At 74.6% G+C, this 14,285-nt stretch carries 10 protein-coding genes; 5 read left to right on the plus strand and 5 right to left on the minus strand.

Translation table 11 applies throughout. The features are described from left to right. Nucleotides 1–68: 68 nt before the first annotated feature. The 5 genes from AMK16_RS05695 to AMK16_RS05715 form a co-directional block, all read right to left on the minus strand. Nucleotides 69–2,696: a SpoIIE family protein phosphatase gene (locus AMK16_RS05695; protein WP_443333538.1), complete on the minus strand. Its 2,628-nt coding sequence runs from the start codon at nt 2,694–2,696 to the stop codon at nt 69–71. Nucleotides 2,697–2,954: 258 nt separating this feature from the next. Further along, nucleotides 2,955–4,769 carry a VanW family protein gene (locus AMK16_RS05700; RefSeq protein ID WP_073909305.1) on the minus strand — a complete coding sequence of 605 codons (1,815 nt, stop codon included), beginning with the start codon at nt 4,767–4,769 and terminating at the stop codon, nt 2,955–2,957. 122 nt (nt 4,770–4,891) lie between these two features. Then, nucleotides 4,892–5,905: a TolB-like translocation protein gene (locus tag AMK16_RS05705; protein WP_073909307.1), complete on the minus strand. Its 1,014-nt coding sequence runs from the start codon at nt 5,903–5,905 to the stop codon at nt 4,892–4,894. An 8-nt stretch (nt 5,906–5,913) separates the two neighbouring features. Next, nucleotides 5,914–7,320: an MFS transporter gene (locus tag AMK16_RS05710; RefSeq protein ID WP_079191325.1), complete on the minus strand. Its 1,407-nt coding sequence runs from the start codon at nt 7,318–7,320 to the stop codon at nt 5,914–5,916. A 337-nt stretch (nt 7,321–7,657) separates the two neighbouring features. Continuing rightward, nucleotides 7,658–8,536: a glycosyltransferase family 2 protein gene (locus AMK16_RS05715; RefSeq protein ID WP_079191326.1), complete on the minus strand. Its 879-nt coding sequence runs from the start codon at nt 8,534–8,536 to the stop codon at nt 7,658–7,660. A 432-nt stretch (nt 8,537–8,968) separates the two neighbouring features. Here AMK16_RS05715 and AMK16_RS05720 point away from each other — a divergent pair, with 432 nt between their 5' ends. From AMK16_RS05720 to AMK16_RS05740, 5 genes are all read left to right on the plus strand, one after another. Beyond that, on the plus strand, nt 8,969–10,069 hold the full coding sequence (locus AMK16_RS05720) for a Gfo/Idh/MocA family protein (RefSeq protein WP_079191327.1): 1,101 nt from the start codon (nt 8,969–8,971) through the stop codon (nt 10,067–10,069). Between the two features lie 91 nt (nt 10,070–10,160). Continuing rightward, nucleotides 10,161–11,228 (plus strand): NAD-dependent epimerase/dehydratase family protein, encoded by a 1,068-nt coding sequence (locus AMK16_RS05725; RefSeq protein WP_079191328.1) that lies wholly within the window; start codon nt 10,161–10,163, stop codon nt 11,226–11,228. Next, nucleotides 11,225–12,409 carry a DegT/DnrJ/EryC1/StrS family aminotransferase gene (locus tag AMK16_RS05730; RefSeq protein WP_199885348.1) on the plus strand — a complete coding sequence of 395 codons (1,185 nt, stop codon included), beginning with the start codon at nt 11,225–11,227 and terminating at the stop codon, nt 12,407–12,409. Before AMK16_RS05725 ends, AMK16_RS05730 begins: the two co-directional genes overlap by 4 nt. Continuing rightward, nucleotides 12,406–13,173 carry a NeuD/PglB/VioB family sugar acetyltransferase gene (locus AMK16_RS05735; protein WP_073909311.1) on the plus strand — a complete coding sequence of 256 codons (768 nt, stop codon included), beginning with the start codon at nt 12,406–12,408 and terminating at the stop codon, nt 13,171–13,173. The genes AMK16_RS05730 and AMK16_RS05735 overlap by 4 nt, the downstream gene beginning before the upstream one ends. Next, entirely contained in the window at nt 13,170–14,285 is a 1,116-nt protein-coding gene (locus tag AMK16_RS05740; protein ID WP_073909313.1) for a DegT/DnrJ/EryC1/StrS family aminotransferase, read from the plus strand. Before AMK16_RS05735 ends, AMK16_RS05740 begins: the two co-directional genes overlap by 4 nt.

Consider the following 14,285-nt stretch of genomic DNA (forward strand, 5'->3'; position numbering starts at 1 on the left):
GACCGGCCGTCGCTCCCCCGAGTCCCTCGGATCTCATCGTAAATCGGTCCGGACGCGGCCGCCTGGCCTCAGATCGGGTCCACGTCCAGGAAGACCGAGAGATCGGGCTCCGAGGCCCCCGGGGAGCCGGGCAGTTCCAGCTCGGCCCAGATGACCTTGCCCTCGGGGGTGTAGCGGGTGCCCCAGTGCTCGCTGAGCTGCGCCACCAGGAACAGGCCGCGACCTCCTTCGTCCGTGGTGGCGGCGTACCGCAGGTGCGGGGCGGTGCTGCTGCCGTCCCACACCTCGCAGGTCAGCGTGTGGTCGTGCAGCAGCCGTACCCGGACCGGCGCGATGCCGTGCCGCACGGCGTTGGTGACCAGCTCGCTGAGGATCAGCTCCGTGGAGAAGGCCAGGTCCGCGAGGCCCCACGCATCGAGCTTCTTCGACGCGGCGTTGCGCACGGCGCCCACCGCGCTGGGCTCGAACGGCACGTCCCATTGTGCGACCCGGTCGGGGCCGAGGGTCCGCGTCCGCGCGATGAGCAGGGCCACGTCGTCGGTGGGCCGGACGGGCAGCAGGATGTCGAGCACGGCCCGGCAGCTCTCGTGCGGGTCCCGCGCGGGATGGCTCAGTGCCGCCCGCAGCAGTTCCAGCCCCTCGCCGATGTCGCGGGTCCGCTCCTCGATGAGGCCGTCCGTGTACAGGACGAGCTGGCTGCCCTCCGCCAGGTGCAGTTCCGCTGTCTCGAACGGCATGCCTCCGAGCCCTAGCGGAGGCCCGGCCGGCAGCTCCACGATCTCCGTGGTGCCGTCGGGGGCGACCACCAAGGGCGGCAGGTGCCCCGCCCGCGCCACCGTGCAGCCCTGGGACACCGGGTCGTAGATGGCGTAGAGGCACGTCGCGCCGAGGACGCCGCCGTCGCTGTCGTCGCCGTCCCCGTCGTGGTCGATGCGCTGCACGAGGTCGTCGAGGCGGGCGAGGATCTCGTCGGGCGGCAGGTCGAGGGAGGAGAAGTTGTGGACCGCCGTCCGCAGCCGGCCCATGGTGGCCGCGGCGTGCAGGCCGTGCCCGACGACGTCTCCGACGACCAGCGCGACGCGGCTGCCGGGCAGCGGGATCACGTCGAACCAGTCGCCGCCCACCCCGGACTGCGCGGGCAGGTAGAAGTGCGCCACGTCCACCGCGCTCTGTTCGGGCAGGGCGCGGGGCAGCAGGCTGCGCTGGAGGGTCTCGGCGAGGGCGTGTTCGCGGGTGTAGCGGCGGGCGTTGTCCATGCTGATCGCCGCGCGGGCGACCAGTTCCTCGGCCAAGGACAGCTCGTCCTCGTCGAAGGGCTCGGGCTTCTGCGACCGCCAGAAGTTGACCACCCCGAGGACGACGCCGCGGGCCGTGAGCGGGGCCGCGATGAGCGAGTGGATGCCGTAGTCGAGGATGGCCTTGGTCCGCTCCGGGTCCTGGGCCTGCCAGCCGGGCGCGTCCGCCAGGTGGGGCACCAGCTCGGCTTCTCCGGTGCCGTAACCGCGGGCCTGCGGGGTGGACGGCAGGAAGTCGATCAGCAGGCCGCGCGGGTAGAGCGGGTGGTCGTCGCGGATGCCGCTGACCGCCGTGCGCCGCATGTCGGCTCCCGGACCGGGCTCGTCGCCGCCGAGGACGGGATCCGCCAGGTCGACGGTGACGAAGTCCGCGAACCGGGGGACGGCCACGGCGGCGAGCTCCTCGGCCGTGCGCACCACGTCGAGGGAGGTGCCGATGTCGCCGCCCGCGTCGTAGAGCAGCTTGAGCCGCCTGCGGGCGGTTTCGGCCCGGCTGGTCAGGACCTGCATCTCGGTGGAGTCGCGGATGGTGACCGCGGCGCCCTCCGGCCGGCCCCGGGGGTGGGTGGGCCGCTGGTTGACGACGAGCAGCCGCTCGCCGGTTTCCAGCACCTCGTCGGTGGCCACCCGGCCGGACAGCAGCAGCTCCGCCATCCGGCGGTCCAGGCCCGGTACGTCCCCGATGTGGCGGCCCTCGGCGTCCGCCGGCAGGTCGAGCAGCCGTTTGGCCTCGTCGTTGGCGAGGAGCAGCCGCCCTTCGCCGTCGGTGATCAGCACCCCCTCGCGGACGGCGTGGAGCACCGCGTCGTGGTGCTCGTACATGCGGGTCATCTCCTGCGTGCCGAGCCCGTGGGTCTGGCGGCGCAGCCGCCGGCTGATCAGGGCCGTGCCGGCGGTGGCCAGGGCCAGACCGGTCGCGATGGCCAGGAGGATGACGGGGAGCTGCCGGTCCACGACACCGGTCACGTTCTTCACGGTCAGGCCCGCCGAGACCAGCGCCACGACCTGGCCGTCGGCCGCGGTGACCGGCACCACCGCCTGGATCTCCTTGCCGAGCGGGCCCTGGACGCTCTCGGTGTGGACCTGACCCGCGAGCGAGGGCTCGATGGTGCCGACGAAGCGTTTGCCGATGCGGTCCGGTTTGGGGTGGGTGTAGCGGATGCCCTTGGTGTCCATGACCACGATGAAGTCCACGCCGGCGTCCTTGCGCGTGGCCTCGGTGAGGGGCTGCAGGATGGCCGAGGGGTCGGACGTCTTCAGGGCGGCCTCCAGACCCAGGGAGTGGGCGAAGGTCTGGGCGACGTACACCGAGCGGTTGCGCGCCTCGCGGTCGATGTCGTGCCGCGACTGGAGGACGAGGGCCAGCAGCGCCCCGGCGGAGAGCAAGACCACGATCGCCACCTGGAGGACGAATACCTGGCCGGCGACGCTCTTGAACCGGATGCCTAGGGGTGACCGCACCGACGTGCCCGGCACGGGTCGCAAGGAAGGGTCACGCACCCAGTTGTAGCACTTCCGGGCGCCCGGGGCCCCCGGCATGCACGAACTGCGTCCCACCGGTCACTGCCGGCTCCTGCCGCGCGGCCGGCGCGGCGGCCGGTGGGACGGGCGGCGGGACGGTCCGGGGCCGGGCGGCGGGAGCGCCGCCCGGGTCCGTCCTCAGACCGGGCGCGGGGCGGCCTCGGCCGTGGCGGCCGCGGGCTGCGGGGCGGGGGCCTGCGGTGCCTGCGGTGCCTGCGGTGCCTGCGGGGAGGGCGTCTGCGGGGTGCAGGTGACCTCGTCGCGGGGCGTGTAGTGGGTCTTGAACTGTTCGTGCCCGACCTCGCGGCCGCCCTGTACGAAGACCCGGCCGACGGTCACGTCGAAGCCTTCGAGAGGGGTCTGGACCTCGCAGGCCGGCCCGCTGCCCGTGCGCTTCCCGGGCGGCGTGACGTGCGTGCGCGGCCCCTTGGTCGCCCGCACCTCGTCGTACTTCTTGGTACCGAGGAGGGTGATGGTCAGCGACGTGTCGGTGGACCGGGCCTGGACGTAGAGCGCGTGACCGGAGTCGTTGAGCCAGCGCAGGTCCAGGCTGCCCCACGCCACGGTGGCCTCCCGGCCCTCGGGGTAGCGCTCGATGTAGAAGGAGTGGGCGCCGTGCTCGACGGGCTTGACGCCCGCGAAGAAGGCGGCGTTGTACATGGTGGTGGCGACAGCCGAGACGCCGCCGCCGGGCGACTTCACGTACTGGCCGTCATTGATCATGATGCCGTCGACGAAGCCGTTCTCCGGGGTGCGCTCCCCGACGGTCCGGTTGAAGCTCCACTCCTTGCCGGGCATGACCACGGAGCCGTTGATGAGCTCCACGGCGCGGCCGATGTTGGTGGTGCGGTACGGGGCGGCCGGGAAATTCACCGTGAAGGAGGAGACCTTCTCCTTGATGCCGAGCCGCCGCGCCTCGGCGCTCGTGAGGTCCGGCTGGACCGGCGCCGCGGCCAGTGCGCCGCTGCGGTCCCCGCCCGAGCGGGTCAGCAGGGGCAGCACGGCCTGGTGGAGCGCCCCTTCGGTGACCTGGCGTCCCGTACGGTCGGCGGCGTCGACCACCACCCGGCCGTTCGCGTCGAGGCCGAGCCGGGCGTCGCGCGGGGCCCGGGTGACCTCACCGACCGGACCGGCCACGGCGGGCTCGGTGAGCAGACCCTTGGAGTCGAGGGCCGGAACCAGGCGGTCCCGGGCGTCGGGCTTCATCGACAGGTGCTTGCCGAGGACGGCGGGGCTGATGGATATGCGCTGGTCGGCGAGGGCCAGCGTGACCGGGCCCGACATCGCGGGCTGCGCGAACTGCCGCAGGGCCCGTCCGGTCTCCTGCGCGCCGATGCGCGGCTCGGTGCGCCGGACCGGCAGGACGACGGGGCCCGCGCCCGGACGCAGGTACGCCTCGCGCAGGGTGTCCAGGGCGCGGTCCTCGACCAGGTCGACACCGGTCAGCGGTGCGGTGGCCTTCACCGCGCCCTTGTCGAAGGCGATCATCCCGTCACGGACCTGCTGCGCGGCGCTCGCGCCGATGCGCTCGACGGCGGCGCGGCCCGCGTCCCGGTCCATCCGGACCACAGGCTCGACGTCCCGGTCACCGGAGGCGAAGAGCCTGCCGATGACGGTCGCCGGGCCGTGACCGGGCCGGACGGCCTGGTCGACGGTCGCGGCGGCGTCCAGGGACAGCCCCAGCGCCGCGGGCTCCGCCTCCTCGACGCGGTCGCCGATCTTCATGGCGACGGGCGCCGCGGCGGTGGGCCCGAGCTCCCGGGTCAGCGTCTGCCGTGCTTGCTCCCGGCTCATGCCGCCGATGTCCACCCCCCGGACCCGGGTGCCCTGGGCGACGTCGTCCCCGGCCACCAGGCCGGTGGCGTACAGGCCGCCCAGGCCGAGTACGACAGCTCCGCCCGCCACCGGCAGGGCGATCCGCCAGTTACCGGTCCAGTTGCCCGCGCGTCCCATGTGTCTCCTGCCCATATCCGACAATTCAGGTGATTAATGATGGCCGCGAATCACTCGATCGGGGGAGGAATGTGCCGATTGTCACCAGCTGCGGGGCCGGCCGGCGACCGCCCGGAAAGCCGTCAGCCGAGACGGGCCGGGGAGGACGCGAACGGCATGAGGAGGCGGGGCGTGCCGGTGCCGTCGGCGGGGACCGTCCACAGGTCGGTGCTGTCCACGGCGCCCTCGACGGGCAGGGCGTAGGCCAGGGTGCGGTCGTCGAGCCAGGTCGCCTGGTCGTCGACGCTGCGCTTCTCGGCGAGCGGGTGCTCCCGCAGCGTGCCGAGGTCGAGGACGTGTTCGCGCCACAGTGACGCGCCCGGCTGCACGCGCTTCTTGTACGCGATGCGCGTCTCGTCCGGGGACAGGGACGGGCACTCGACGTTGCGGGCCAGGGTGGTGACGCTGCGGCCGGAGACCGAACCCCTGACCAGGTAGGTCTGGCCGCCGGTGGCGAGGGTGGCGTAGAAGGTGTCGTCGTCCCGGGCGAAGGTGACCCCCCAGAAGTTCGCGTCGGCGGAGCGGTGGGCCTTGCCGTCCATGACGACGGCGAAGTCCTCCAGCGTCGGTTCGAGCCGCCAGGTACGGGTGTCCAGGATGGCGGTGCGCGTGGAGAAGAACGCGGAACCGTAGGACTCCCCCGAGACGAAGACCGTCCAGGCGGCGAACCGGCCGCTGGGGGACACCCGGGCCCGGCTGGGCGTTCCCGCGAGGGGGAAGCTGCGCAGGGTGCGCAGGCCCGCGTCGAGGATCACGGCCTGGTTGTCCTGGGCCAGCGCGCCCGGCGTGGAGCGCAGGCACACGCCGGTGCCCGCGGCCGCGAAGAAGCGCCGGCAGGTGAGGCCGGAGGCGGTGCGCCCGGCCTGCGGCGTCCGGGCCGGGACGGAGGCCAGGGCTCCGCGGTGCGGGCCGGGGGCGCCGTTCAGGAACGCCAGCCCGCCCTGCCAACTGAGGGAGACGTCACCGGCGGTGACCGCCGGTCCGCCCGTCCGCGGCCGGTCGGCGCGGGCGGCGGCGCGCAGCACCAGTGCGGTGCCGAGGCCGCCGAGGAGCAGGACCGCCACGGCGAGCACGAGCAGGCGGCGGAAGGGCGTCATCGGGTTCCTCACGGGGGCGGGGACGGGGACTGGAACCGGGGCGGGGGCGGGGGCAGAGGCGGGGAGGACGGATGCGGAGACGGATCGTCAAGGCTCCCGTCCGGGGCGGCCGGCCGCAGTACGACGCCGGCGACGGCCGTGCAGCAGACCAGGCCGGCCGCGGCGGCGGCGAGGGCCGGTCCGGGGCCCCACAGGGTCCAGGCCCCGCCGAAGGCGAGCGAGCAGCCGGACCGGGCGAGCGCCTGCCCCGTGCCGACCAGGGCCATACCGGTGGCGCGCAGCCGGGACGGGACGGTGGCGGCGACCGCGGCGGGCAGCACGCCGTCGGTGGCGGCGTAGAAGGCGCCGTGCAGCGCGAGGACCAGGCAGGGCAGCGCCGGCCGGCCGGGCGCCCACAGCAGCAGCCCGTAGGCAGCGAGCAGGAGGGCGTGGCCGGCGAGGAACACGGTCCGCCTGCCGATCCGGTCCGCGAGGGCCCCGGCGGGGACGGCCAGGAGCAGGAACACGGCGGCGGTGCCGAGGGGCAGGAGCGGGAACCACTGATCGCCTATGCCGGTGCGGCGTTGCAGCAGCAGGTAGACGAAGGCGTCGCTGACAGTGGTGAGACCCAGCAGGACGGCGCAGAGCGCCAGGGCGCGCAGCCGGGGCAGCCTCAGCAGGGCCAGCGCCTCGCGTGGACTCACGGCGGGCGGCCGCACACCGTCCCGGGCGGCCGGCACGGCGGCGGCCGGCCCGGCGGGGGCCGCGGGGCCCGCACGGTCCGCGTGACGCAGCGGGTCGGGCCGGCCGCCGGGGACGAAGAGCACGAGCACCACGACGCCGAGGACCGCGACGCAGGCGCTGACGCCGAAGACGGTGTCGTAGCCGTCGGCCACCACGCTCAGGATGAGGAAGGCCGCGAGGGGGCCGAGGAGCGCGCCGGTGGTGTCCATGGCCCGGTGCACGCCGAAGGCCCGGCCCTGTAACCGGGCCGGGGTGGACAGGGAGATCAGGGCGTCGCGCGGAGCGGTGCGCAGGCCCTTGCCGGTGCGTTCCAGGGCGAGGACCACGCCGACCGGTCCCAGGCTGTGCGCGAGCAGCAGCAGCGGTTTGCACAGGGCGGACAGGCCGTAACCGATCCCGGCGATCAGCTTGTGGTTGCGGACCCGGTCGGCGAGGTGCCCGCCGGTCAGCTGCACCAGCGCGCCGACCCCGTTGTAGACGCCGTCGAGCGCCCCGAAGCCCAGGGGGCTCAGGCCGAGTCCGGCGACGAGGTACAGGGGCAGCACGGCGGTGACCATCTCGGAGGAGACGTCCGTGATGAGGCTGACCGTGCCCAGCGCCAGGACGGCCGGGGCGAGCGCGAACGACCTGCCGGGCCGGCCGTCCGGCCCGGTCGTCGCCGCGCCGGGGGCGGAGCGGTCCGCGAGGTACATGCTCAGGAGCTCCCGATTCCGCAGGTGTGGGCCGGCCCCGGGCTCGGGCCGGGGCAGCAGGTCGTGGCGGGGGCAGGTGGGGGCCGGGGCAGGTGGGGGCCGGGGCAGGCCGTGGCCGGCAGGCCGTGGCCACGACCGGGACGGGGCCGGGCCCCACGCGCTCCAACGCGCGAGTGGGACCCCGGTGCTTGTGCGGACCACCCGAAGGGGAGGCGGCCCGATCCGGCTGAACGGCGCAAGCCGCTCCCGCACACCACGGGTCACAGGCTGCTCCCGCACGCCACGGGTCACAGGCCACACGCCACACCCCACGGGTCACACACCTCACACCCCACCCTCAGCCCTGCCGACTGCTCTCGTCCCGCAGCCAGGTGGAGAAGTCGCCGCTCCTGACGGCCTTGCGTGCTCCCGCGCGGGCGGCCAGGGCGGCCAGGACGAAGACCGACACCGCCGGCAGCAGACCGGGCTCGGACCGCAGCAGGGCGCGCAGATCGGCCGTGCCGGTGCGGGCGGAGGGCGCGGCCGGCGTCCGCCCCTGGACGCGTTCGAGCTCGGCGCAGGAGGTCGCCGCGCGGATCCTCCGCCTGACCAGGTCGGACCAGGTGCGCGGCGGGTGGACGACGACCCGGGCCGTCTCCACCACGCGCCGCTCCCCCGGCCCGAAGGCGAGGGACGCGGCCAGATCGTCGGCCATCAGCGGCGGCAGCGCGGCGATCCGCGCGTGCCCCGCCGCGGTGACCGCGATGACGCCCCGGCCGAACAGCCCCTCGCGGACCGCGGGAAGCCGCTGCCACACCCGGTAGTACGCCCGTACCGGCCATGCGCAGTCCGCCAGCGGGATGTCCCGGCCGGGGGCCGCGGCCAGGAGGTCCGGGCTGCCGGTGAGCGTGTCGGCCAGGGCCCGCACGTCGGCGGCCCCGAGGACGACGTCGGCGTCCACGTACAGCCGGGGGAAGCCGCGGGCGTGCTCGTCGCCGACCCGAAGTGCCGCGTGCTTGGAAGGGGTCGGGATCTCGACCACCCGTACGCGGGCGCCGCGCGCGGCCGCCACCTCGGCGGTGTCGTCCGTACAGCCGTTGCAGACGACGACGATCTCGGTGTCCCCGGCGGCCGGTCCCGGCTGAGGCGAGGACGCCGGGGTGTCGGCCAGGAGCACGTCGAGGAGCCGGCCGATGACCCGGCTCTCGTTGTGGGCCGGGATCACGATGCTGGTCACCCGCGCAGTATGCACGCTCGAACACACGCGCCGGGTGTTTCCCCCAACTCCGCCCCGGCGTAGGCCCGGTGGACTAGATTGGACGTCGCCGACCGGATTCGGCGTGCTTCGGCAACGCCGGGATCGATCCGGAACGGGCAAGGGCGTTACGGGTCTGGCTGCTTGGGGGAACACGCAGCCTGCCCGTGGCCGGACGGGCGCGAGGGGCGCGCCGGTCGGCCGGGGGGCGGAAGTACGCGGTCGAGCGGATCGAGCGGATCGAGCAGATCACCGGTTGTGGGGGGCCATCACCGCCCAGCGGGCCACGCACGGGCGCGGAGGCGTCCGGTGTGCCGCCGACGGCGTTGCCCTCCTCGCTTCCCTCCCCCGCACGCGTCCCTGTCACGGGTCGTCGTCACGCCGGACGGCGTGCGCGCAAGGAAGGGGAACGCTGTGAAGGACACCGCTCAGGCGCCGGCCCGGGAAGCCGGCTCCGCCGACCGGGGGCCCACGGGTCCGTTAGGCGTCGCCGTGGTCGGCGCCGGCTACTGGGGGCCCAATCTCGTCCGCAACTTCCAGTCCGCCCCGCAGTTCCGCCTCCGCTGGCTGTGCGACCTGGACGTGGACCGGGCGCGGCAGGTGCTCGGCGGGTACTCCACGGTCGGGGCCACCTCCGACTACGCGGCCGTACTGGCCGACCCGGCCGTCGAGGCGGTCGCCGTCGCGACCCCGGCGGGGACGCACCTGGAGGTCGCGCTGGCCGCCCTGCGCGCGGGCAAACACGTCCTCGTGGAAAAGCCCCTCGCCGCCACCTACGAGGACGGCCGGCGGCTGGTGGCCGAGGCCGAGGAGCGCGGTCTCACCCTGATGTGCGACCACACGTACTGCTACACCCCGGCGGTGGGCCGCATCCGGGAGATGGTCCGCGCCGGTGAGCTCGGCGAGATCCAGTTCGTCGACTCCGTCCGGATCAACCTCGGACTCGTCCAGAAGGACGTCGACGTCTTGTGGGACCTGGCGCCCCACGACCTGTCCATCCTCGACTTCATCCTTCCGGACCACGTCCAGCCCGTCGCCGTCGCCGCGCACGGAGCCGACCCGATCGGGGCCGGGCAGTCCTGCGTCGCCTACCTGACGCTCCAGCTCAACACCGGCGCCATCGCCCACGTGCACGTCAACTGGCTCTCTCCGACGAAGGTCCGCACCACCATGGTCGGCGGCTCCAAGCGGACCCTGGTGTGGGACGACCTGAACCCCGCGCAGCGCATCGCCGTCTTCGACCGCGGCGTGGATCTGAGCGCACCGCAGGAGATCGGCGCGGACGAGCGCCGCGACATGCTCGTCTCCTACCGGACCGGCGACATGGTGGCGCCCGCGATCGGCGAGAAGGAAGCCCTGCGCAGCATGGTCGAGGAGTTCGCCGCCGCGATCAGGACGCACCGTCCCGCGCTGACCGACGGCCGGGCCGGCCTGCGGGTGCTGGACATACTCGAAGCCGCCTCCCGGAGCCTGGAGTTCCGCGGCGCGGTCGTCGGACTGCGCACCGGGCGTTGACCGTTCGCACGGCAGCCGCGGCGACCGCCGCACAGTGCGCCGGACGGGGCGCGGCACAAGACACCATGACCGACTCAGTGGGGGCAGGGCGTTGAGCAGCGTACGAGGCAAGAGGATTCTGGTCACCGGCGGGGCGGGCACCATCGGCTCGCACGTGGTGGACCTGCTGGTGGACAACGGGGCCCGCGAGGTCGTGGTGCTCGACAACTTCGTACGGGGACGGACGGCGAACCTGGCCCGCGCCCTGCCGAGCGGCGTGGTGGAGGTCGTCGAGGGCGACATCCGCGACGTGACGGCGGTGCGCAAGGCGACGGAGGGCGCCGACCTGGTGTTCCACCTGGCGGCCATCCGCATCACCCAGTGCGCGGAGGAACCGCGGCTGGCGAACGAGGTGATGGTGGACGGCACCTTCAACGTGCTGGAGGCGGCGGCCGCCGCCGGGGTGGGCAAGGTGATCGCCTCGTCCTCCGCCTCGGTGTACGGACTGGCCGAGACCTTCCCGACCACCGAGCGCCACCACGCGTACAACAACGACACCTTCTACGGTGCGGCGAAGGCCTTCAACGAGGGCGTGCTGCGCAGCTTCCACTCCATGTACGGGCTGGACTACGTAGCCCTGCGCTACTTCAACGTGTACGGGCCCCGGATGGACATCCACGGGCTGTACACCGAGGTGCTCATCCGCTGGATGGAGCGGATCGCCGCGGGCGAGCCGCCGCTGATCCTCGGCGACGGCACCCAGACCATGGACTTCGTGCACGTCAGGGACATCGCCCGGGCCAATGTGCTGGCCGCCGAGTCGGAGGTGACGGACGAGGTCTTCAACGTCGCGAGCGGGACCGAGACCAGCCTGCTCGACCTCGCGCTCGGCCTGCTGGAGGCGATGGATGCGGGCGGCCTGGTGCCGGAGCACGGTCCGGCCCGTGCCGTGAACGGGGTGACGCGGCGGCTCGCGGACACCACGCGGGCGGCACGGCAACTCGGCTTCGCCGCGCAGATCGACCTGCGGAGCGGTTTGCGGGACCTGGTGGACTGGTGGCGGACCGAGCGCGCCGCCGACGCGGCCGGGCGGGCGCAGCCCGGGCACGCGCAGACCGGCCAGGCCCAGACCGTGCACGTGCCGACCCGGCAGCCGCAGACCGGGCAGGCCGGACGATGAGCACCCACACCGCCGGTCCCGCCCCGGGCCCCGCCCCCGACCCCGCACCCGGCCGGATCCCCGTCATGCTGCCGTGGCTCGGCGAAGAGGAAGCGCGGGCGGCCTCCGAGGCGGTGCTCTCCGGCTGGGTGGCCCAGGGCCCCCGCGTCGCCGAGTTCGAACGGGCCTTCGCGGCACGGGTGGGCGCCGGACACGGCATCGCGCTGAGCTCGTGCACCACCGCCCTGCACCTGGCCCTCGTCACGCTCGGCCTGGAGCCCGGCGACGAGGTGGTCGTCCCGTCCCTGTCCTTCATCGCCACCGCCAACGCGGTGCGCTACGTGGGGGCGCGACCGGTCTTCGCGGATGTCGAGGAGGCCACGGGCAATCTGACCGTGGCCACCGTGGACGCGGTCCGCACGCCCCGGACCAGGGCGGTCATCGTCGTCCACCAGGGCGGCGTCCCCGCGGACGTGCACGCGCTGCGCACCGCCTGCGCCGGCTGGGCCCTCCCGCTGGTGGAGGATGCCGCCTGCGCCATCGGGGCGACCGTGGGCGGCGAGTCCGTCGGCCGGGGGGCGCTGCTGGCGGCCTGGTCCTTCCACCCCCGCAAGGTGATCACCACCGGCGAGGGCGGCATGCTGACCACGGACGACGCGCGGTGGGCGGAGCGGCTGCGCCGGCTGCGCGAACACGGCATGAACGTGTCCGCCGCCGAGCGGCACGCGAGCAGCCGGCCGGTCGCCGAGAGCTACCTGGAAGTCGGCTACAACTACCGGATGACCGACATCCAGGCCGCGGTCGGCCTGGTGCAGCTGGGCCGGCTGGACGCGATCGTGGCCCGGCGCCGGGCGCTGGCGGCGCGGTACGCGCAGTTGCTGGGCGCGGTCCCGGGCCTGCGCCCGGTCCGTGACCCCGGCTACGGCCGGAGCAACTTCCAGTCGTACTGGGTGCTGCCGGCCGGGGACTTCCCGGTCGGGCGGGACAAGCTGCTGGCCGTGCTCGCCGAGGCCGGGATCTCGGCCCGGCGCGGGATCATGGCCTCGCACCTGGAGCCGGCCTACGAGGGGCACGGCGCGGCGCCGCTGCCGGTGACCGAGCGGATCAGCCGCGACTCGCTGATCCTGCCGCTGTTCCACACCATGACGCACGCCCAGCAGGACCGGGTGGTGGCGGTGCTGCGGGAGCAGGCCGGCGCATGAGCGGGAGCGTGACCCGGGACCTCCTGGTCGTCGGTGCGGGCGGGTTCGCGCGGGAGACCGCGCAGGCGGTCCGGGACGTCGTCGCCGCCGACACGGCGCACGGCCGCGCCCCGCGGTGGCGGCTCGCCGGCCACCTCGACGACGATCCGGCCCTGCACGGCCGGGAGGTCGGCGGGGTGCCGGTGCTCGGCGGCTGCGAGGTGGCGCGCGACCTGTCGCCGGGGGCGCGGCTGGTGGTCTGTGCGGGCAGTCCGCGCGACTACGCGGTACGGGCCCGCCTGGTGCGGCGTCTGGCGCTGCCGGAGAGCCGGTACGCGACGGTGGTCCACCCCACGGCGGTGGTGTCGGGGTCCTCGGTGCTCGGCGCGGGCTCGGTGCTGCTCGCGCACTGCGTGCTGACCGCCGGCGTCCGGGTGGGGCGCCACGTGGCGGTGATGCCACAGGTGGTCCTGACCCACGACGACGAGGTCGGCGACTTCGCCACGCTCGCCTCCGGTGTCCGCCTCGGCGGCGGGGTGCGGCTGGGCCGGGGCGCCTACGTGGGCGCGGGGGCGCTGGTCCGCGAGCACACGGCCGTCGGCGCCTGGTCGCTGACGGGCATGGGGAGCACGGTCCTGGCCGATGTGCCGCCCGGGGAGGTCTGGGCCGGCAGCCCGGCCCGCCGGCTGCGCGAGGCGGGTGGTCCGGCGCTCGACGAGCTGCGGGCCGATGGCGGAGCGGCCGGTCTGCGGCCACGGACACCGATGGGGAGCCCGGTCACATGAACCAGATACCGCTCGTCGACCTGAAGGCGGCGCACGCCGAGGTCGCCGAGGAGTTGCGGGCCGGCTTCGACCGCGTGCTGGCCGCCGCCGCCTTCATCGGCGGCGAGGAGGTCGGCGCCTTCGAGCGCGAGTACGCCGCCTTCGCCGGGGTCGGGCACTGCGTGGGTGTCGCCAACGGCACCGACGCCCTCGAACTGGCCCTGCGCGCGAGCGGGGTCGGCGTCGGCGACGAGGTGGTGCTGCCCGCCAACACCTTCATCGCCACCGCCGGCGCCACCGCACGGATCGGTGCCCGGCCGGTCCTGGTCGACTGCCTCCCGGACACCCTCCTGATGGATCCGCAGGCCGCGCTGGACGCGGTCGGCCCGGCCACGCGCGCGGTGGTCCCCGTCCACCTGTGGGGGCAGTGCGCCGACACCGCCGAAGTCGCCGCGCGGCTGCCGGGGCACGTACGGGTCGTCGAGGACGCCGCACAGAGCCAGGGCGCGACGCGCGACGGCCGCTCGCCCGGCAGCGGCGGGATCGCGGCGACCAGCTTCTACCCGGGCAAGAACCTGGGCGCCTACGGCGACGCGGGCGCGGTGGTGACCGACGACGAGGAGGCGGCGGACCGGGTGCGGGCGCTCGCCAACCACGGCGGCGTCGCCAAGTACCGCCACGACGTCGCCGGTTTCAACAGCCGGCTGGACGGCCTGCAGGCCGTGGTGCTGCGGGCGAAACTGGCCCGGCTGGCCGAGGGGAACGCGGCCCGCCGGGCGGCGGCCGCCCGGTACGACGCGCTGCTGGGCGGCCTGGCGGCCGCCGGCCGCGTCACCCTGCCGGTCACCGCGCCGGGCAACCTCCATGTGTGGCACCTGTACGTCGTGCGGGTCGCCGGAGCGGACCGCGACGCCGTCGTCGGCAAGCTCAACGCGCAGGGCATCGGGGCGGGCGTGCACTATCCGGCGCCGGTGCACCTCACCCCGGCCTTCCGCCACCTCGGTCACGGCCCGGGCGACTTCCCGCACGCCGAGCGCGCCGCGGACCGGATGCTCTCCCTCCCGCTCTTCCCGCAGATCACCTCCGCTCAACAGCAGCGAGTCGTGGACGCGTTCACCGACGCCCTGCGCTGA

Source organism: Streptomyces sp. CB00455 (assembly GCF_001905445.1).
GTDB lineage: Bacteria > Actinomycetota > Actinomycetes > Streptomycetales > Streptomycetaceae > Streptomyces.

Coding starts and splice junctions, on each gene's coding strand:
- AMK16_RS05735 (WP_073909311.1), top strand. CDS start 12,406: ATGAGCGGGAGCGTGACCCGGGACCTCCTGGTCGTCGGTGCGGGCGGG.
- AMK16_RS05730 (WP_199885348.1), top strand. CDS start 11,225: ATGAGCACCCACACCGCCGGTCCCGCCCCGGGCCCCGCCCCCGACCCC.
- AMK16_RS05740 (WP_073909313.1), top strand. CDS start 13,170: ATGAACCAGATACCGCTCGTCGACCTGAAGGCGGCGCACGCCGAGGTC.
- AMK16_RS05700 (WP_073909305.1), bottom strand. CDS start 4,769: ATGGGACGCGCGGGCAACTGGACCGGTAACTGGCGGATCGCCCTGCCG.
- AMK16_RS05710 (WP_079191325.1), bottom strand. CDS start 7,320: ATGTACCTCGCGGACCGCTCCGCCCCCGGCGCGGCGACGACCGGGCCG.
- AMK16_RS05705 (WP_073909307.1), bottom strand. CDS start 5,905: ATGACGCCCTTCCGCCGCCTGCTCGTGCTCGCCGTGGCGGTCCTGCTC.